We start from the raw sequence: 19,663 nt of genomic DNA, 5'->3' as shown, positions 1-19,663 counted from the left end.
GTCGTAATCAACGGGAGTTTTTTTATAAATGGTTATGCAAGTTAAAACGGAACGTCGCTGTCGTCATCATGGTTAGCGCTACTTCCAAAAGCTTCGTTTGGTGTAGGCAGGTGTTTCACCGTAAACGGGTTGTCCTCATGGTTCATCTTAGAGGGCAGATCATCGTAACTGCCTCCGTAGTCCTCAAGATTATCAAATTTACCAAGGTTTCCGATAAACTTCAAACGTATATTCTCCAGGCTACCATTACGGTGCTTGGCGATGATAAATTCGGCCTGACCTTCCGTTGGTGTGTGCTCATCATCATCCCATTCATCAATCTTGTAATATTCCGGGCGATAAATAAACGAAACGATATCCGCATCCTGCTCAATCGCGCCCGATTCCCTAAGATCGGAAAGCAAAGGCCTCTTGCTCGATCCACGCGTTTCGACGGCACGCGACAGCTGAGACAATGCAATAACCGGAACCCCAAGCTCCTTGGCAAGCGCTTTTAAATTCCTGGAAATAGTAGAAATCTCCTGTTCGCGATTCCCGCCGCCTTTACCATTGCCTCCAGCAGTCATGAGCTGAAGGTAATCGACGATAATCATCTTGATGCCGTGCTGTGAGGAGAGCCTCCTGGCTTTTGCCCTTAAGTCAAAAATAGAGAGCGATGGGGTATCATCAATATATAACGGCGCTTTTTCAAGGTTTTTGACTTTCGTGGTTAATTGTTCCCACTCGTGTTTTTCCAGTTTCCCGGTCCTGAGTTTTTCTGACGAAAGGCCTGTTTCTGACGAAATCAGACGCGTGATTAATTGTACAGACGACATCTCCAGCGAAAACAGCGCTACGGGATGCCCAAAATCGATCGCGATATTTCTCGCCATCGACAATACGAAAGCGGTCTTACCCATACCTGGTCTTGCCGCGATAATAATCAAATCGCTGGGCTGCCAGCCTGAAGTGACCTTGTCCAGCTTTTCAAAGCCGGTAGCGATGCCGCTGAGGCCTTCTTTACCGGCAATTTCCTCAATCCTCTTCTTCGCCTGGATTACAAGGCTCTGGGCGGTTTCGGAACTGCGTTTAATGTTGCCCTGCGTGACTTCGTAAAGTCGGGATTCCGCCTTGTCCAGTAAATCGAAAACATCGGTAGTCTCGTCGTATGATTCTTCGATAATTTCCGACGAGATTTTAATGAGGCTTCGCTGGATAAATTTTTGCAAAATGATCCTTGAGTGGAATTCAATGTGCGCCGACGACGATATTTTCTGGGTAAGCTGGATTAGGTAAAAATCGCCGCCTGCCAAATCGAGCTTGGCGTTCTTTTTAAGCTGTGATGACACCGTAAGCAAGTCAATCGGCTGCGTATCGGTAAACAGCTGTACAATCGCCTCAAAAATGTGCTTGTGCGCTTCTTTGTAAAAAGCATCGGGCTGCAGGATATCAATGACTTCATCAACCCCTTTCTTATCAATCATCATCGCGCCCAATACTGCTTCCTCAAGGTCGAGCGCCTGTGGGGGCAGCTTGCCTTTTTCGAGGTTGATCAGTGTGGTTTTGTCGACTTTGATCGGGTTAATGCTCCGTAAATTTTCCATATTGCGAAAATAGATAAAAGACACACGATAACTCCGTGCAGTTGTAAGCATACTGCTGTTGATAACTCAGTATAACTTTTTTAATTTGTTCATATCAAAAAAAAATCCAAAACGCCGGGCTTTGGATTTCTTAAAAGACTTGTGTGCTAAGCCCTATTCTTTAAATTCGCCCATCTTGCTGTATTTATCCATTCTTTGGGAAACCAAATCGGCTGTTGATAAATCTTTAAGCTCATTAAAAGCCTTCAATATATATTCTTCGACGGTTTTCGAAGCAGTTTCCCTGTCGTAATGCGCTCCGCCTAAAGGTTCCGGAATCACCTCGTCCACAAGGTTCTGTTTTTTCATGTCGGTAGACGTCAGTTTCAATGCTTCAGCCGCCTGTTCCTTATAATCCCAGCTTTTCCAAAGGATCGACGAACAGGATTCCGGCGAAATCACCGAATACCAGGTATTTTCCATCATCAGCACCCGGTCTCCCACTCCAATTCCGAGTGCACCACCTGAGGCGCCTTCACCGACAATCACTGCGATAATCGGGGTTTTCAGCCTGATCATCTCCAGGATGTTCCTCGCAATCGCTTCACCTTGTCCGCGCTCTTCCGCTTCCAATCCAGGGTATGCCCCAGGCGTATCAATAAGCGTCAAAACCGGAATCCCAAATTTCTCCGCCATTTTCATCAGCCGCAATGCCTTGCGATACCCTTCAGGGTTTGCCATCCCGAAGTTGCGGTACTGGCGCGTCTTGGTATTGTAACCTTTCTGTTGTCCGACAATCATAAATGACTGTCCGCCAATCTTTCCTAATCCGCCAATCATCGCCTTGTCATCCTTAAAATTCCTGTCGCCGAAAAGTTCCAGCCAGGAATCGCCACAAAGGGCATGGACATGGTCCATCGTGTACGGGCGGTTCGGATGCCTGGACAATTGTACTCGCTGCCAGGCGGTTAAGTTTTTATATATCTTTTTCTTGGTTTCTTCTAGTTTTTTCTCAATCTGCTTGCAGGTATTGGTCACATCCACATCAGATTCCTGGCCGATGACCTGGCATTTGTCCAACTGGTCCTCCAGCTCTTTTATGGGAAGCTCAAAATCTAAATATTCCATAGGATTTGTGCGTTTTAATTAAAATTGGAACTACAAAGATAAAATTTAAAATGGGGAACAAAAGTACTTTTTTGCTTTAAGTTGTAAACATTTTTGGCGCGACCCTTGCTCCGCCGGGTCCGGCTGTCCGCTGTATCTTTTTTGCCTCGCTGCTTTTCCAACAATGCGGAGCCATTGGCAAAAAAGGATGCCGCTGCCATCCGTCGCGCGGTCCCTTAGCCAACTCACACGATGACCCTTAACTCCTGATCTTTACGTCGCCATCCTACCCAAAAACAGGAATGTTAAGCAAAATTTAAACTGATTTGCGATTGCTGTAATTCTTAATGACGCCATTCAAAATGACCGTAACAATAATCACGGAGGCACCCACATAAAAAGAAAGGCTCATGCGTTCCCCTTGCCCTATGATGAAATACGCAAGCACAATGCCGTAAACCGGTTCGAGATTCGTTGTCAGCATGACGGTATAAGGTGTCAGCTTCTTCATCACATTCACTGAAGCGGTGAAAGCATACGCAGTACACACCGACGACAGCAATAAGATCAGCATCCAATCGTGTAGCGACACTTTAAAAAACATGGGGGTAAATGCGCCTTCGTACAGCAGGTAAAGCGATACAAAAAAAGTACCTGCAAAAAATTCATAAAGCGTGATGACCGCAGGGTCGTGTTTTTGGATCAGCTTGCCATTAAAAAGCGTAAAAACGACGCCTACGAACACCGAAAATAACGCACACAGGGCGCCATCAATGTAACGTACTTCCACGTTCATAATCATGAAAAGTCCAGCGATGATGACCAGGCCAAAAAGTACTTCGTACCAAAGCATCTTCCGCTTATAAAACAGGGGCTCCAGCACAGAAGCCAGAAAGGCGCCGGCCGAAAACATGGCCAGCGTTACAGATACATTCGAGATATTGATCGCACGAAAGAAAAACACCCAGTGAATCGCGATGAGCAAACCGACAAATACGAGATTTGACGCCGCCCTCAACGGAAGCAAAATTTTCTTTCCTGAAAAAAGCAGGTAAAGGAGTAAAAAGATTCCGGCACTCAGCATGCGATACCAAACCAGCGAAGCATCTTTCACCTGAATCAGGGCGCCCAGCACGGCAGTAAACCCCCAGATAAAGACAATTAGGTGCAGGTTTAAGTATGCCTTAAATTTAGCGCTTGGCATTGCGTAACAGGTAAATGGCTAAAATACCAAACACGATATTGGGTATCCATACGGCAAGCAGTGGTGGAATACTCGATTTTTCAGCGAGCACACCGAAAATCTTATCAAAAAAGATGTAAATAAAAGCCAATGCAATTCCGATGGCAAGGTTCATCCCCATCCCGCCCCGGCGTTTCATCGAAGATACCGCCACAGCGATTATCGTCAGAATGAAGGCAGAAACCGGAATACTGTATTTCTTGTACAACACGACCAGATACGTATTGATACTTGAAGAGCCTCGCTGCCTTTCCCTGTCGATAAACTTATTGAGTTCCCCGAAACTCAATGTTTCGGCAACGTAAACGGTTGGGGCGAGATCCTCGAGATCAAAATTGAAAATCGTATCGCGCTTTGGACTTTTCTCAAGCTTGTCATTTAGCAATCCAAGGGTCCGCTTCCTATATTGAAACATCGTATAGTTTTTACTACTCGGATTATACTTGATCTTATCGGCATCAATCTTAAATACCATTTTGTTATTCTTGTCAAACTTTGCCAAAGTGAACTTAAAAGCGATACCGGCTTTGGAATTGAAATTTTGGACATAGATATATTCGTTGTCGCTGATTTGCCGAAACACATCACTGCTTTTCCGCATCTCATTGAGCCCGTTTCCACGAAGATAGGTATACCTGAAATTATTAAAACCCTCACTCGCGGACGGCACAAGGTAAAACCCCATCAACAATGAAAAAAGGGATACCGTTGTTGCGCCAATAATGTAGGGCCTTAAGAAACGGTTGAATGATATCCCGGAGCTTAATATCGCGATAATCTCGGTATTATTAGCCAGTTTAGACGTAAACCAGATTACCGATAAAAACAGGAAAATGGGGAACAACAGGTTCGCAAAGTAAATCGTAAAGTCGAAATAATAAATCGCAATGGCCTTAAATACCACTTTGTTCTGCAACATCCTGTTTACTTTCTCAGAAACGTCAATGACGATCCCAATGGGGATGAACATCAACAACATCACCACAAAAGTAGAGAGGTAGCGTTTCAGGATGTATTTGTCGATTATGCTCATTCGTCTAATGTCTAAAAGTCTGAAAATCTAAAGTCTGAAGTCTGAAAGTCGAACATCTAAAGTCTAAAGTCTTTGTCGTTGGAATTTCTTTCGACTTTAGACTTTCAGACTTTCGCCTTCGACCTTTGCCTGTTACAGGCGCTGGTCCATCTGTTTCACCATTTTTTCCTTCCACTCGCGGAAATCTCCCGCTAAGATATGTTTTCTGGCCTCGCGAACCAACCACATGTAAAATCCAAGATTATGGATGGTAGCAATCTGCTTTCCAAGGTATTCGTTAGCAGCAAATAGATGGCGCAGATAGGCTTTCGTATATTCTGTATCCACAAAAGTGTGTCCCATTTCGTCCAAAGGCGAAAAATCGGCTTCCCACTTTTTATTTTTGATGTTGATCGTACCATTTGAAGTAAACAGCATGCCGTTACGCGCGTTCCTGGTTGGCATGACGCAATCAAACATGTCAATGCCAAGCGCAATGTTTTCCAGAATATTAATCGGTGTACCTACCCCCATAAGATAACGCGGTTTGTCTTCCGGAAGGATTTCACAAACCACTTCGGTCATCGCGTACATCTCTTCAGCAGGTTCTCCTACCGACAATCCGCCTATGGCATTGCCCTGCTGTCCAGTGTTCGCAATATACTCCGCCGATTGACGTCGCAAATCCTTATAAGTACTGCCCTGTACAATGGGAAAGAACGTCTGTTCATATCCATACTTGAAAGGCAGGTTATCCAAATGGGCAATACAGCGGTCCAGCCAACGGTGTGTCATGTGCATCGAACGCTGGGCGTACCGGTAATCGCATGGGTATGGGGTACATTCATCAAACGCCATGATGATATCGGCGCCGATGGTGCGCTGGATTTCCATCACATTTTCCGGCGTAAAATAATGGTAGGATCCATCGATATGCGATTTGAATTTGACGCCTTCTTCTTTGATCTTTCGGTTTGCGGAAAGCGAATACACCTGGTATCCGCCGGAATCGGTGAGGATATTGCGGTCCCAGTTCATAAACTTATGCAGGCCTCCGGCTTTCTCAAGAATCTCCGTTTGCGGCCGAAGGTACAAATGGTAAGTGTTGCCGAGGATGATATCAGGATTTATATCGTCTTTCAGTTCCCGTTGGTGCACGCCCTTTACAGACGCCACGGTGCCCACAGGCATAAAAATCGGGGTTTCAATCACGCCGTGATCAGTAGTAATACTTCCTGCACGGGCTTTGGATTGCGGATCTTTTTGTAGTAATTCAAATTTCATATCAGGTTCCCGCTTTTCGGGATGGCAAAGATAGTTTAATTAAGGAATTTGAAAATCAGTTGGTTTGAATTTTTAGAAATGTTTAGGAGATTCGTCAAAAAAGTTTGTCCACTTTGTAACAAAAAACGATACTATCCGTCTTTAATTGAAATCACCGATCAAAAATTCTTATCATCAATCAGAATAATCCAGAAAATCCCGCAACGCTGTGTTACGGGATTTTTTTGCATTTTATGTGCTGCTATAACAGCACTTTAATTTTTTCTGATTTTCCACTTCGGCTCCGGTACGCCAGCCCTGATAGCAGCGTGTAGCTTTTATGGCTGGGGTTCAGCCATAAAACTACTGCGGATAGCAGGAAAATGCTCCTCAAAAAAAATACAAACCGCGACGCTATTCTTCTAAAACCATCATCTCATCATCTGTCGAGCTGGTTTTTTGCTATCTTCGTTAACGTTCAACGTTTACTTATGCCGGTTTACAATGGGCGAACAAATCACACCGAATATTAAAATGGACAGCCAGAAAATCTATTTCCCAAACCTTAACGGACTTCGATTTATCGCGGCATTGCTCGTCATTATTTTTCACATTGAACAGTTTAAGGTGCTGTTTGGACTTGAAAACTATTGGGATGATTCGCCGGCGATCCGCATCATTGGAAAGCTGGGCGTCGTATTGTTCTTTGTGCTAAGCGGTTTCCTGATCACGTTTTTAATGTTGTCAGAAGAAAAGTCCTTCCAATCATTCAGCATACTGAAATTTTACATCCGGCGCGCGTTGCGGATATGGCCGTTGTATTTTATGATCATGGTGTTGGCGTTTGCGGTGATTCCGCATGTCGATTTATTAACTTTGCCCGGGTATCCGGAAACAGTGGTATATCAGGACCTGGTGCCGAAAATTTTGCTGTTTGTATTTTTCCTGCCTAACCTTGCCTTGTCATTATACGGTCCGGTACCTTATGCCGCGCACCTCTGGTCTATCGGCACCGAAGAGCAGTTTTACCTGATCTGGCCCTGGTTTTTAAGGTGGCTGAAAAGATTCAGGATTTACGCGATGTTGTCGATCATGATTTTTTATCTGGTGGTGGCAAAATTTCTGGCTACCGGGCATTCGGACTTTATCCCTTATAAAAGTACGTTCGCGGCATTCTGGTCCAGCTTTAACATCGATTGTATGGCGATTGGTGGGGTGTATGCCATATTGCTTTTTAAAAATCACCCGTTGCTGCGGATATTGACCAACAAGTGGCTGTTCTGGGTTGTACTGCTGACGGTGGTGCTGTTGATGTGCTTCGGGGTGTATGTGCACTATGTACATTTCGAATTTTATTCGATGCTTTATGGAATCATTATCCTGAATCTAGCAGTTAATAAACAAATTCCGATGTTACTGGAAACCAAAATTTTACACCACCTTGGAAAAATTTCCTACGGCATTTACATGTATCATCCCATAGCGATTGTTTTGGTACTTCAGCTCGCAATTTATTACGGAACTACGTCTAATTTGATCATTTATCCTGTAAGCCTCTTCATAACGATCGTGTTGGCGGCAATTTCTTTTCACTTCTACGAAAAGATATTTCTAAAATTTAAGCCCCGATTTTCTAAAATCAAGGATGTGGATTAATGTTTGAATTGACGAAACACCGCGGTAAATAGCGAAAATATGTAAAATCGATGGGTTCTCGAAACGATATTTCCCTAAGATTCACTTAAAATGCTGTTAAGAATAAAAATTATCATTGTAAAAGACAGAACTTTAGTTAAATTTACACTACAAATAAATCCCCTAAAAAAATGTTTAGAATTTACCCGGACGAAGAATTCAGGGAAGTAGCAATTCCCTTTAATCTCAGAAAACGTTACGCTGTTTCGAACCGCGGCCGGATTATCAGTTTTACAGACGATATCCGGAATGGTGACCTGCTTAAGGGAGGCCTTTCCGATGGCTACAAAACGCTGCACTTCAAAACACGTATTGAAAACAAGGTTGTCAACAAGAATATTCTGATTTACAGAATTGTTGCGGAGCTTTTTATTCCGCAGCCGTCAGAAGAACACAAGTACATTTTGCACCTCGATCACGATCGCAGCAATGATGTGGTGAAAAATCTTGTTTGGGCCACTTATGAAGAAAAACTGGCACACCACAGGAAAAGCCCACATGTGATTAAAGCCAAAAAGAACCTGATTGAGTACAACCTCAAGGCCGATGGCAGGAAACTCACAGTGACTAAAGTCATTCACATCAAGAAGCTGTTACAGGATCCTAACCGTAAGACCCGCTTGAAAATGCTCGCGAAACAATTTGGTGTAAGCGAAATGCAAATTCGCAGGATTCAAAGCGGCGAAAACTGGAGCACTGTAGTCGTGTAGAAAAGAGTGAAAAAAAACGTAAGGCTGTAGAATTTTGTTTTACGGCCTTTCTGCATTTTCTTATCTTCGTAAAAAAACTGCGTTTACCATGGAACATCGAAGAACCGATTCGACAAATCCTGAGTTTATAAGCCTTGTAGCACTGCTTGATGCGGATTTGCGGATCCGCGACGGAGCCGATCATGCGTTTTATGCACAATTCAATAAAATCGATACTATTAAAAATGTGATTGTCGCTTACGAAGGGAATGAAGCCGTAGGTTGTGGCGCTTTCAAAGGCTTTTCTGATGATACTGTCGAGATTAAAAGGATGTTTGTGCCGGAATCATTGAGAGGACGGGGAATTGCTTCAGGCATATTGAAATCGCTTGAACACTGGGCAAAGGAACTGGGCTACCATAAAACAATTCTCGAAACGGGAAACCAGCAACCGGAGGCGATTGCACTATATCAGAAAAGCGGTTACAAAGTCATTCCAAATTTCGGACAGTATGCGGGCGTTGAAAACAGCATCTGCTTTGAAAAATCTCTTCCCGATGAAAGACTTTAGCAGCGTGGACGAGTTTATTGCATCATTTCCCGATGCTACGCAAAAGCTATTGTCACAGATGCGGGGCATTATAAAAGATGCCGCACCGGACGCAGAAGAAAGTATCAGTTACATGATGCCTGCTTATAAACTCCACGGCGCGCTGGTTTACTTTTCGGGGTATAAAAATCATATTGGTTTTTATCCGGGCGCTTCGGGTGTGGCGAACTTCAGCGAGGATATCGCATCCTATAAGACTGCAAAAGGCTCCATTCAGTTTCCGTTAAATGAACCTTTACCCGATGCTTTGATTTCGAAAATCGTCAGATTTCGTGTAGCTGAAAACATTGGTAAAGTGGCTGCGAGGAAGAAAAAGAAACATTAGGCCTAGCATCGCAAAAAAGGCGATATGTTACACGAACAACAAAAGATGCGATTACAAATCGTCCTGAAAGCGGTGACGAAATTCGTCTATCGTCTCTTCCACTAATTCATAGTCGGTTTCTTCAATATACAAATCTACGGTGAGTCCAGCCGAACCGAAACCTCCGAGGGTCGCCGATTGAATATGATCCCTGACAAGGACTGAAACGCCTTCGTTTTCCACTTCACTCCGCAGGCGCAACGCCATGATTTCGCTTCCCGAAAAGATGTTGATTAAGCCCATTATTCGTCGTCTGTTTCAAACCAAAAGGGTTCAATCATAATCTTGTCGGCCATTATTTCAATTTTTTCGGTGATGCCGGTTGTGAAAAAAATCCGCTGTGTCTTCTCGATACTCATGGATAGGCGTTGTACCACAGCATCCATCCTGCTTTTAAACAGTTTGTCTGCATCGTCAACCACGAATAACTTTACGGTGTTCAGGTTGAATCCCGCTGTTGAAAAAAGTAGGTTTATTTTATTAGGCGTACCAATCAGGATATCCAATCCATCAGAAATGTGGTTCTTATCAAAATCGATATCGCCTTTTTCATGTACGCCAAAAACACGCAAATCCGTATAATTTCCATATTTCCTAAACAGCGAAGCCATTTCAATGACCTTGTCTTTATTTTCAGCCAGGATCAGCGCACGTGTACTTTCTCCAACCGCCTTTTCAAGTTTCTGGATGACATTGATTACCAAAGTCGTCGTTTTTCCGGCCCCGGCTGCCGCCTGCACTACAACATCGGCCCCGCTTTTTATCGCTGAAAATGTTTCGGACTGAATTTCGTTGGCTTCCAACAGGCCATTTTCGGCAAGGGCGCGCTGTAGGTTTGGGTTTATTTTTTTAAGTTCCATTTAATATTTAAGCCATTTGAACAGTTCCTTATAAGTCGGCTTCTTACCATACATTAAAATTCCGACACGATAAATCTTAGCCGCAAACCAAACCACGAGTAAAAAAGTTGAAAATAGCAGTACCAAGGAGATGGCGAGCTGCCACCATGGCACTCCAAAAGGGATCCGCATCATCATGACGATGGGAGACGTCAATGGAATCATCGAAAACACCGTTGCCACTGTCCCATGGGGATCGTTGAGGACGCTGAAAAAACCAACGTATACACCGAGCATCAAGGGAAGGATAATGGGTAACAGAAATTGTTGCGAATCGGTTTCGCTGTCCACTGCGGCACCTATTGAAGCATAAATCGAGCTGTACAGGAAATATCCTCCTATAAAATAGACCAGGAAACAAACAACCAGCAATGTCAGTGGAAGGTCCAGGACCACGTCAAGATATGTTACGATATTGCTAATGAATCCAGGCTGGGCCACGCTCATCGCACCGGTATCAATTCCGAAAACATTGGAAACCGTAAAAATCAGGACGGCACCGATGGCTGCCCAAATCAGGAATTGCAGAACACCTGCCAACGAGGTCCCGATAATCTTGCCCATCATCAATGTAAAAGGCTTTACGGACGAGATAATGATTTCAATGATTCGGTTTGTTTTTTCCTCGATTACACTGCGCATGACCATATTTCCATAAATGATGATAAACATCATGATCAAATAGCCGAAAGCGCCTCCGACGCCAATTTTGAGTTCATTCACGCCCTTCACCGCTGCTTCACCGGACGATTTAACGAGGCTGATGTTTACTTTGGCTTCTGCATTCTTGATTTTGGTAATGTCAAGACCGAGTTTTTCATAGTTGGAGTTGGTCAGCCCAGCGGCAATGATATCCTGTATCTCCCCTACAAAACCAAGGCTGGGACTATCGTTTGAAATGTATTGGATCTTGGTTTGAAGTTCTGCATTGTCTGCCACTTTAGGGATGTATATAAGCCCTTCATAACTTTCCCTGATGATGCTGTCTTTGAGTATCTTTAGATCAACCTTAGAGAAATCAAGGTATTTGTATTCTGCTGAACTCTTGAAATCCTTCACAAACAGGCCGGTTTCATCGTGAATGGCGATCCGCTTCACATCGGATTTCATTGTCGCAAGAAAAGCCACGAACGAAATCAATCCCACAATCAGCAGCGGGCTCAGGAAAGTCATCACAATGAAGGACTTGTTCCTGACTTTGGCAATAAATTCTCTTTTTATAATTAACGCTAGGATGCTCATGGTGTTTTGGTTTTATTTTTGGCTGACAGTCTGAATGAATATATCGTTGACACTTGGAATTTTCTCCATAAAATGTGTGACTTGTCCGCGTTGCATCAACGTGTTTAGTAATTCGTTCGAAGTGGCACTTCCCAATTGGATTTCCAGCTTAAGTTCGTCATTCAATGACCGGAAATCAGCCTGTCCTACGGTAAACTTTTGCGTAAGGTCATACATAAGGCCTTCCACATTTGAGGTCATGATGCCCACTTCAAAGCTGTTGGTACGGAATTGCTTCTTGACATCGCTCAATCGTCCTTCAATCAGCTTATTTGACTGATGAATTAACGCAATATGGTCGCAAAGTTCTTCGACGCTTTCCATCCTGTGTGTCGAAAATATGATGGTTGAGCCTTGTTTCTGTAATTCGAGGATCTCGTCTTTGATCAGGTTGGCATTTACAGGATCAAATCCTGAAAATGGCTCATCAAAAATGAGCAGTTTCGGGCGGTGTAACACACAAACGACAAACTGGATTTTCTGTGCCATCCCTTTTGACAGTTCCTGGATTTTCTTATCCCACCAGCCCTGAATTTCGAGCCTGTCAAACCAATAGTCAAGTTGCTTTTTCGCCTCGGCTTTAGAAAGTCCTTTCATTTGGGCCAGGTAAAGGCATTGTTCCCCTACTTTCATTGTTTTGTAAAGGCCACGTTCTTCCGGAAGGTAGCCGATGTGTTGCACGTGTTTGGGCTGTAGTGGTTCTCCGTCAAGTGTTACCGTGCCACTGTCTGGCATGGTAATTTGATTGATGATTCTGATGAGGGAGGTTTTTCCGGCGCCATTGGGACCTAACAACCCGTAAATACTGCCTTTGGGTACAGAAAGCGACACTTTGTTGAGTGCAGTAAAATTGCCGTATTGCTTCACGACATCTTTTACTTCAAGTATATTACTCATGCTAAAAATTGATTTGCGTAAAAGTAGTCAATTCAGGCGAAATAGGCATGGAGGCATAAAAAAAACCCACCCTTATTTGCACAAGGATGGGAAAAATTGCTATGAAAAAGAAATTACTAGTTACCTAGTAAAGTCCAAATATAATATTTTTTTAAATATCATGAAAACATATCCTTAACTTTTTCAAAAAAAGATTTCTCTGACTTTTCGGGGTTGGGAATGAAATTTGGATCCGTAAGTGATTTCTCAAAAAACTGCTTTTGTTCCTTAGTCAGGCTCTTTGGTGTCCATACATTAATGTGTACCAAAAGGTCACCAGTACCATACCCATTGATGCTCGGAACCCCTTTATTTTTGAGTCGGAGAATCTTCCCTGACTGAATTCCCTCTTCCAGTTTTATCCTGACTTTTCCATTCACTGCCTCGATATCTTTAGACACACCAAGCGCTGCCTCCGCGATACTGATGTATAAATCCAGGTGGAGGTTCTCCCCTTCCCTTTTTAGTGTTTCGTGTTCCAATTCTTCAATCACAACGATTAAGTCGCCCGGAATTCCATTACCCGGCGCATCGTTTCCTTTGTTTGAAACCTTTAGTTGCATACCATCAGTTACACCTGCCGGGATTTTTATCGAAACGGTTTCTTCCTGTAGCAGCAATCCGTATGCATCAGCATTGTTTGGCTTACTTTCCACAATTTGCCCGGTTCCTCCACAGGTATTACAGGTTGATGCCGATTGCATCCTTCCTAAAATCGTGTTTGTGACACGCATCACCTGACCACTTCCGTTACAGGTTGGACAGGTTTTATATTTTACGCCGTCTGCCTGGACTTTGCGTTTTACTTTTATCTTCTTCTCAACGCCATTTGCGACCTCTTCGAGTGTGAGTTTTACTTTGATCCGAAGATTGCTCCCTTTCACCCTGCGTTGGCCGCCGCCGCTAAAACCGCCGAAAGCGCCACCACCGCCGAAAGCGCTTCCGAAAATATCCCCAAACTGGCTGAAAATATCATCCATATTCATACCGCCGCCGCCGTGGAAACCACCGGAACCATCAAATGCCTGGTGCCCGAATTGATCATACTTCGCTTTCTTCTGCGGATCGCTCAGGATTTCATAAGCTTCAGCTGCGGCCTTAAAATTCTCTTCAGCCTGCTTGTCGCCCGGGTTTTTATCAGGATGGTACTCAATAGCCTTCTTCCGATACGCCTTTTTGATTTCAGTAGCGTCTGCGCTTTTGGCAATCCCTAATATTTCGTAATAATCTTTTTTCATTTTGTTTTGCTCTTAATGGGAAATTATTGGCCAGTTACGACTTTTGGAAAACGGATGATTTTGTCTCCCAACTTATAACCTTTTTCAATGACATCAACGATTTTACCTTTCAAATTTGGCGCCGGTGCCGGAATTTGCGTGATGGCCTCAGCAATGTCTGCGTCAAAAATATCTCCTGCCTTGATCTGGACTTCTTCAAGCCCTTTTGAAACCAGTGTACCTTTCAATTTCTCGTGAATCAATTCCACACCACGCAACAGCACATCGTCATCCGACTTCCTGATCTCTGTCATGGCACGGTCAAAATCATCCAACACCGGCAAAAGCGACTGTAAAACATCCTGATTTGCTGTTTTGTACAACTCGATACGCTCGCGTGTTGTCCTTTTTTTATAATTTTCAAATTCAGCAAAAAGACGCAGAAATTTATCTTTCTCTGCGGCAAGGTCTTTGCCCAACTGTTCTTCCACTGTCAGTTCCTCTACAATAAGCTGCTCTGCATTTGCATTGTTATCGATTGTCGTTTCGTCCAGTTCCTGTTCGTTTGCTTTACTTTCCGTATTCATTTTTGCTTTATTTTTAAAAAACTTTTTCATTGGTTGCGAGTGTTGACAAAATTGTTGCCAAAGCGATCGTCAATGCCAAATTGTCATTGCAATTGACAGATTTGGATTTGCGCAAAAGTAGTGAAATGACATAAAAAAATCCGTTTTAGAAACGGATCATTTTGAGGGTAACAGGTTGTTGAGTGCCTTTTCGAGCTGTTCATATTCGAACTTAAATCCTTTGCCCTGTGCTTTGCGGGCACTCACATTCTGACTGGAAAACAAAAGTTGGTGCATTTCGCCGAGCACAAGCTGCATCAGAAATTCGGGAATATTGGGCATGAACAATGGTTTTTTCAATGCGTGCGCGATCGCCACAGTCAATTCCTTATTGGTAACGGGATTTGGGGCAACGGCGTTGAACGTCCCTTCCCAATTGTCTTCGATTGCCGCGCGGTACATTTCAACAAGGTCGTGAATATGAATCCATGACTGGTATTGCTTACCGTTTCCAAAAGGAGCACCAATTCCCCATTTTATTGGCTTCACCATTTCGGCCATTGCACCGCCTTTTTCAGATAAGACAAGCCCGGTGCGGAGTTTGCAAACTTTGATATTCAGCAATTTAAATTTATCGGCACTTTTCTCCCATTTTTCAACGACGTGGCCAAGAAATCCGTCGTCGATGCTTTTGTTTTCTTCCGTATATACTACTTTAAGACTGTCGGGATAAATACCGATTGCCGAAGCGGATACAAACTGTTTGACTTTATGGCTATGATTCTTCAGCGTATTGAAAATCAAATCTGCCGAAATGACGCGGCTTTCAATAACTTCCTGTTTGTATTTCTTCGTCCAGCGTTTGCTGATGCTGGCGCCGGCAAGGTGTACTATTGTTTCTACCCCAAAAAAAGCACTTTGATCAATTTCTCCCTTTTGCGGATTCCAATAAAAACCTTTGAGATGCCCTTCGTTATGAAGCTTATCCTTAGACGTGCTTAGATAATGAATATCATGCTTGTGATGATGCAATAGGGAAACCAATTCAGTCCCAACTAAACCAGTAGCGCCTGTAATTAATATCTTCATACCTTTTTTGTCAAAAATACGCCTACAAAGTCAGAAAGAAAAAGAATTAGGTTGCTTTTAACTTTGGTTTATGCTTTTAATTTAACCGTCCATTCAAAGTCCATTTCTGAAACGACCAGTCCTTCGCTGTTGGTACCGACAGACTTCAACCATACGGACTGTGCCTCACCGGACGCAATGGCCAATTGAATGGTTTCTTTTACTAACGCGCCCTCATTACATATAAAAGTAATCCTGCCTGTTGCCTTTTTTGAAAAACTGCTTTTGGAATGCAGCACAAGCATCGAAACATTTTTGCCGGACGATTTGATACACGCCATCACCAAGGCACCCGTAGACAATTCGGCAGCCATTTGCTGCACGGCAAAGTACATTGATCGGAATGGGTTTTGGTTAATCCACCGGTGCTTTACAGAAACTTTGCAAAAATCAGGCGTAATTTCCGTGGCGCGTACGCCGCACAAAAAAGCAGAAGGCAATTTTAACAAAAGAAATAAATTGATCTTAGCCGGTGTAAACCCCATATTTTACTGATATTTCGATAAAACTACGGATAAAATACCTGAATTGCAAATGTTAATATTATGTTAATATTCACTACTTTGTATTGCATAATACCTTTTTTTGGTTGTATCTTTGTATAAGAAATTAATAGTTTAAAAATAGTATTAAAGAAAACCGAGTTTCAATCATCATCAAAAAAATCAAAAAATCATGAACACAACTAATTACAACACGACTGCGAGCATCATGCACCTGAGTACATTCTCGCAGTATTTATTCCCTTTGGGAAATTTCGTGTTCCCTATAGTCATCTGGAGCTCCACGAAAGACAAATCAGCTTATGTTGATCAACAGGGAAAAGAGGTAATCAATTTTCAACTCAGTATTTTCATCTATCAGGTGCTGTTGGCTGCCGTTGCGATTCCTATCCTGGCGGTTACCATCCTAAAGAACTTAGAAATCAACACCGCCATTCATGACAACGAACTTTTCATCAGGAGTATCGAGGCTCAGGAAATCACCGGCGTAGTGATTGCCGCGATCATCGCCATTGTTTTTATCATCATGCTGCAGTTTTTTGAGTTCCTGATGACTATTTACGCCGCAGTGAAGACTTCAAACGGAGAAAATTTCAGTTACCCGTTGGCTATTAAATTCTTAAAATAAATCATCGTAGTTTCAATCATCATCAAATCAATCAATCATTAAATCAATCATTTTTAATCAAAATTCAATCATCATGTTAAAATTCACAACAACAATCATTTTATTCCTTATTGGAGTATTGACACAGGCACAAGTAACAGAAAACAGGACTATTGCAGCGTTTTCTAAAATTGAGGTTCAGAACGGCATTACGCTTGTTCACGCATTAGCCGCCAACCATTCGGCAAAAGTCATTATTAACGATAGCGAGTCACTCAGCAATATCGCTACGGAAACAAAAAACGGCGTACTTAAGATTTATACCGTAGACAACAATCCGGTAAAAGACGTCACGGTTTATGTAAACATCAACAATGTGACGGGCCTGACTGCCTCTGGAAAGTCACTGATCTCGCTTCCGCAGGCTGTGGAGACGCGCAACATGGACATCGTTCTTTCGTCAGGAAGCAAATTCACCGGGCTGTTAAGATCCAAAATGCGTACAACCTTAAAAGTATCTGACAATGCTGTTTTTGATGGACGCGTAGAAACGACGAGACTTTCTGCATATTTCACCGATAATGCAAAGGTAAATCTTTCCGGCACCGCTGATGACGCATACGTTTCTACAGCGAACAACGCGCTGCTGCTTGCCAGAAACCTTGAAACGAAATATGCTACCGTATTCTCGTCTGACTGGTCTGCCGTAACCATCTATTCAGGCCACAATATGATGATTAATGTCAGTGATCTCGCTAAAGTGACCTACACCGGCGAACCAAAAAATGTGCGCCTTAACGAAGAAGCACTGGCCACAGTCAGAAAAACAGATAGCCTGTTGGCTAACGAATAAGACATGCGAACCCCACGATAAATTAAATCAGCAAAGAAATTATGAATATAGAGAACACAAAAGCCCAGATGCGGAAAGGTGTTTTAGAATTCTGTATCCTATCAGTCCTTAGGGAAAAGGATGCTTACACTTCTGAAATTCTCGACACATTGAAAAACGCAAAGCTGCTTGTAGTGGAGGGCACCGTTTATCCACTGCTTACAAGGCTTAAAAACGACGGATTGCTCAACTACCGTTGGGAAGAATCAACATCGGGACCACCGCGTAAATATTACGGCCTTACCGAATTAGGACAAACCTTTTTAAAAGAATTAAATGGCACCTGGACCGAATTATCCGATGCGGTGTCGATAATAACTAACCAAAATAAATAGTCATGAATAAAACAGTAAATATTAACCTGGGAGGTATGTTCTTTCACATTGATGAAGAAGCTTACCAAAAGCTGTCCCGATATTTTGACGCTATAAAACGTTCTTTGTCAAATTCAACCGGACAGGATGAAATCATCCGCGACATTGAAATTCGTATTGCAGAATTGATTTCTGAAAAACACACGAACGACAAACAGGTGATCAGCCTGAAAGAACTTGACGAAGTGATTGCCGTAATGGGCCAGCCGGAAGATTACCGGATCGATAACGACGAGAATGACGGATCAACAAAAAACAACAATTCTTTCAACAGCCCAACGGGACCTGTCACGAAAAAACTCTACCGCGACCGCGAACATGGTATGGTGGGCGGTGTACTGGCTGGACTGGGACACTATTTTGGAGTCGATAAGGTGTGGCTTAGGGTGGCGCTTTTGGTTCTTGTCTTCTTTTATGGGACCGGGATACTGGCTTACATCATCCTCTGGATTGTGATGCCGGAAGCCGTAACAACGACTGAAAAACTGGAGATGCAAGGCGAACCGATTACCATCTCAAACATTGAGAAGAAAGTCCGAGAAGAGTTCGACAACGTAGCGGAACGCATTAAAAATACCGATTATGATAAACTGGGAAAACAGGCCAAACACAATGCAGGCAGGTTCAGTACGTCCATTGGTGACGTGATCGTAAACATCTTTAAGGTTTTTGCAAAAGTTTTCGGAGTGTTCCTGATCACCCTTTCGATTCCTGTCGTGATCAGCATGCTTATCGGGGTATTTACTTTGGGATCATTAGAGTTCATAGACTTTCCATGGCAGGGCTATATTGAAGCAGGCAACTTTTCTGAGTATCCGGCATGGATTTTCGGCCTGCTGATGTTCTTTGCTATTGGTATTCCATTTTTCTTCCTGGCATTGCTTGGGTTCAAACTGCTGATCAGCAACATGAGGTCAATTGGCAGCGCTGCGAAATATACGTTATTGGGATTGTGGCTGTTATCTGTCGGCATACTGATCACGTTAGGAATCAACCAGGCGGTAGAAATGTCGCAGGAAGGCCGCGTAACGCAGAAACAATCATTTACGCTGAATGCGAAAGACACTTTACAAGTTTCCTTCCGATATAGCGAATTCTATGCCAAAAACAAGTTTGACCATTATGGTTTCCGGGTTACCCAGGATTCTTCGGATGTAAACGTAATCTATTCAAATGCAGTCCGTTTTTACATCGAGAAGTCAACCGACAATGTACCGTTTATCAGCATTGAAAAACAAGCGCGTGGAAGTTCGGTATCTAACGCCAGGAAAACGGCAGAAAAAATCAAATACAGTTTCAGGGTACAGGGAAATAAATTAATTTTAGACAATTATTTTGTTACCGATTTCAAGAATAAATTCCGTGACCAGGATGTCGAAATACACCTTTACCTGCCACAAGGAACAAAATTCAAAGTGGATGAAAGTGTCCGGGATTATGACGAATCTGACAATAATTTCTTTAACCTGCATTTCAGTTCTGACCAGTATATTTACCAGGTGGAAAGCGGTCAGGTAAAATGCCTGAACTGTCCTGCGAGTGAAAACGAGTACAATGACACAAATGTTGAAGATGATGGGGTTGTTCGCGACACCACAGTGAGCACGGTTACTACGATAAAGGAAAACGGCGAAGTGATCATTGAAAATAAAACGCCATCAACAGGCAGCAAAGGACTTACGGTAGATAAAAACGGAATCATAATCAAAAAATAA

General features: G+C 43.1%; 21 protein-coding genes. 8 read left to right on the top strand and 13 right to left on the bottom strand.

Annotated features, from left to right (window positions below; genetic code table 11):
- Positions 1-41 precede the first annotated feature (41 nt).
- The 5 genes from dnaB to tgt form a co-directional block, all read right to left on the bottom strand.
- Complete coding sequence (gene dnaB / locus CFE23_RS09750) at positions 42-1,583, bottom strand: replicative DNA helicase (protein ID WP_291087214.1); 1,542 nt, start codon at positions 1,581-1,583, stop codon at positions 42-44.
- A 153-nt stretch (positions 1,584-1,736) separates the two neighbouring features.
- Entirely contained in the window at positions 1,737-2,690 is a 954-nt protein-coding gene (locus CFE23_RS09745) for an acetyl-CoA carboxylase carboxyltransferase subunit alpha (RefSeq protein WP_291087212.1), read from the bottom strand.
- Positions 2,691-2,985: 295 nt separating this feature from the next.
- Positions 2,986-3,873 (bottom strand): DMT family transporter, encoded by an 888-nt coding sequence (locus tag CFE23_RS09740; RefSeq protein WP_291087210.1) that lies wholly within the window; start codon positions 3,871-3,873, stop codon positions 2,986-2,988.
- The gene (locus CFE23_RS09735; protein ID WP_291087208.1) at positions 3,860-4,945 is read right to left on the bottom strand and encodes an LptF/LptG family permease; all 1,086 of its coding nucleotides are present in this window, start codon (positions 4,943-4,945) and stop codon (positions 3,860-3,862) included. The genes CFE23_RS09740 and CFE23_RS09735 overlap by 14 nt, the downstream gene beginning before the upstream one ends.
- 132 nt (positions 4,946-5,077) lie before the next feature.
- Positions 5,078-6,208, bottom strand: coding sequence for a tRNA guanosine(34) transglycosylase Tgt (tgt, locus tag CFE23_RS09730; protein WP_291087206.1), 1,131 nt, complete (start codon positions 6,206-6,208; stop codon positions 5,078-5,080).
- A gap of 483 nt (positions 6,209-6,691) precedes the next feature.
- Between tgt and CFE23_RS09725 the strand changes: the two genes are divergently transcribed.
- From CFE23_RS09725 to CFE23_RS09710, 4 genes are all read left to right on the top strand, one after another.
- Positions 6,692-7,843 (top strand): acyltransferase, encoded by a 1,152-nt coding sequence (locus CFE23_RS09725; protein ID WP_291087204.1) that lies wholly within the window; start codon positions 6,692-6,694, stop codon positions 7,841-7,843.
- 170 nt (positions 7,844-8,013) lie between these two features.
- Positions 8,014-8,592 carry an NUMOD4 domain-containing protein gene (locus CFE23_RS09720; RefSeq protein WP_291087202.1) on the top strand — a complete coding sequence of 193 codons (579 nt, stop codon included), beginning with the start codon at positions 8,014-8,016 and terminating at the stop codon, positions 8,590-8,592.
- Positions 8,593-8,680: 88 nt separating this feature from the next.
- Positions 8,681-9,142 carry a GNAT family N-acetyltransferase gene (locus CFE23_RS09715; RefSeq protein WP_291087200.1) on the top strand — a complete coding sequence of 154 codons (462 nt, stop codon included), beginning with the start codon at positions 8,681-8,683 and terminating at the stop codon, positions 9,140-9,142.
- Positions 9,129-9,506 carry a DUF1801 domain-containing protein gene (locus CFE23_RS09710; RefSeq protein ID WP_291087198.1) on the top strand — a complete coding sequence of 126 codons (378 nt, stop codon included), beginning with the start codon at positions 9,129-9,131 and terminating at the stop codon, positions 9,504-9,506. The genes CFE23_RS09715 and CFE23_RS09710 overlap by 14 nt, the downstream gene beginning before the upstream one ends.
- 51 nt (positions 9,507-9,557) lie before the next feature.
- On the opposite strand, the gene CFE23_RS09705 is transcribed toward CFE23_RS09710, so the two are convergent.
- The 8 genes from CFE23_RS09705 to CFE23_RS09670 all read right to left on the bottom strand — a co-directional run bounded on the left by CFE23_RS09705 (position 9,558) and on the right by CFE23_RS09670 (position 16,057).
- Entirely contained in the window at positions 9,558-9,788 is a 231-nt protein-coding gene (locus tag CFE23_RS09705; protein ID WP_291087196.1) for a DUF2007 domain-containing protein, read from the bottom strand.
- Positions 9,788-10,405 carry a DEAD/DEAH box helicase gene (locus tag CFE23_RS09700; protein WP_291087194.1) on the bottom strand — a complete coding sequence of 206 codons (618 nt, stop codon included), beginning with the start codon at positions 10,403-10,405 and terminating at the stop codon, positions 9,788-9,790. The genes CFE23_RS09705 and CFE23_RS09700 overlap by 1 nt, the downstream gene beginning before the upstream one ends.
- Complete coding sequence (locus CFE23_RS09695; RefSeq protein WP_291087192.1) at positions 10,406-11,686, bottom strand: ABC transporter permease; 1,281 nt, start codon at positions 11,684-11,686, stop codon at positions 10,406-10,408.
- A gap of 12 nt (positions 11,687-11,698) precedes the next feature.
- Positions 11,699-12,622 (bottom strand): ATP-binding cassette domain-containing protein, encoded by a 924-nt coding sequence (locus tag CFE23_RS09690; protein ID WP_291087190.1) that lies wholly within the window; start codon positions 12,620-12,622, stop codon positions 11,699-11,701.
- Positions 12,623-12,780: 158 nt separating this feature from the next.
- A complete protein-coding gene (gene dnaJ / locus CFE23_RS09685; RefSeq protein WP_291087188.1) occupies positions 12,781-13,899 on the bottom strand; it encodes a molecular chaperone DnaJ in 1,119 nt (372 codons plus the stop codon).
- 23 nt (positions 13,900-13,922) lie between these two features.
- Complete coding sequence (locus tag CFE23_RS09680; protein WP_291087186.1) at positions 13,923-14,465, bottom strand: nucleotide exchange factor GrpE; 543 nt, start codon at positions 14,463-14,465, stop codon at positions 13,923-13,925.
- A 156-nt stretch (positions 14,466-14,621) separates the two neighbouring features.
- Positions 14,622-15,533, bottom strand: a complete 912-nt coding sequence (locus CFE23_RS09675; protein WP_291087184.1) for a TIGR01777 family oxidoreductase — start codon at positions 15,531-15,533, stop codon at positions 14,622-14,624.
- A gap of 68 nt (positions 15,534-15,601) precedes the next feature.
- A complete protein-coding gene (locus CFE23_RS09670) occupies positions 15,602-16,057 on the bottom strand; it encodes a DUF4442 domain-containing protein (RefSeq protein WP_291087182.1) in 456 nt (151 codons plus the stop codon).
- Positions 16,058-16,247: 190 nt separating this feature from the next.
- Between CFE23_RS09670 and CFE23_RS09665 the strand changes: the two genes are divergently transcribed.
- The 4 genes from CFE23_RS09665 (at position 16,248) to CFE23_RS09650 (ending at position 19,663) form a co-directional block, all read left to right on the top strand.
- Positions 16,248-16,703 (top strand): DUF4870 domain-containing protein, encoded by a 456-nt coding sequence (locus tag CFE23_RS09665; RefSeq protein ID WP_291087180.1) that lies wholly within the window; start codon positions 16,248-16,250, stop codon positions 16,701-16,703.
- Between the two features lie 73 nt (positions 16,704-16,776).
- Entirely contained in the window at positions 16,777-17,535 is a 759-nt protein-coding gene (locus CFE23_RS09660) for a DUF2807 domain-containing protein (RefSeq protein ID WP_291087178.1), read from the top strand.
- A gap of 41 nt (positions 17,536-17,576) precedes the next feature.
- Positions 17,577-17,909 carry a PadR family transcriptional regulator gene (locus tag CFE23_RS09655; protein WP_291087176.1) on the top strand — a complete coding sequence of 111 codons (333 nt, stop codon included), beginning with the start codon at positions 17,577-17,579 and terminating at the stop codon, positions 17,907-17,909.
- 2 nt (positions 17,910-17,911) lie between these two features.
- Positions 17,912-19,663 carry a PspC domain-containing protein gene (locus tag CFE23_RS09650; protein ID WP_291087174.1) on the top strand — a complete coding sequence of 584 codons (1,752 nt, stop codon included), beginning with the start codon at positions 17,912-17,914 and terminating at the stop codon, positions 19,661-19,663.

This window comes from Flavobacterium sp. BFFFF1, from assembly GCF_002256285.1.
In the GTDB taxonomy this organism is placed as follows: domain Bacteria; phylum Bacteroidota; class Bacteroidia; order Flavobacteriales; family Flavobacteriaceae; genus Flavobacterium.
This window is presented reverse-complemented; position numbering and strand designations above follow the sequence as displayed.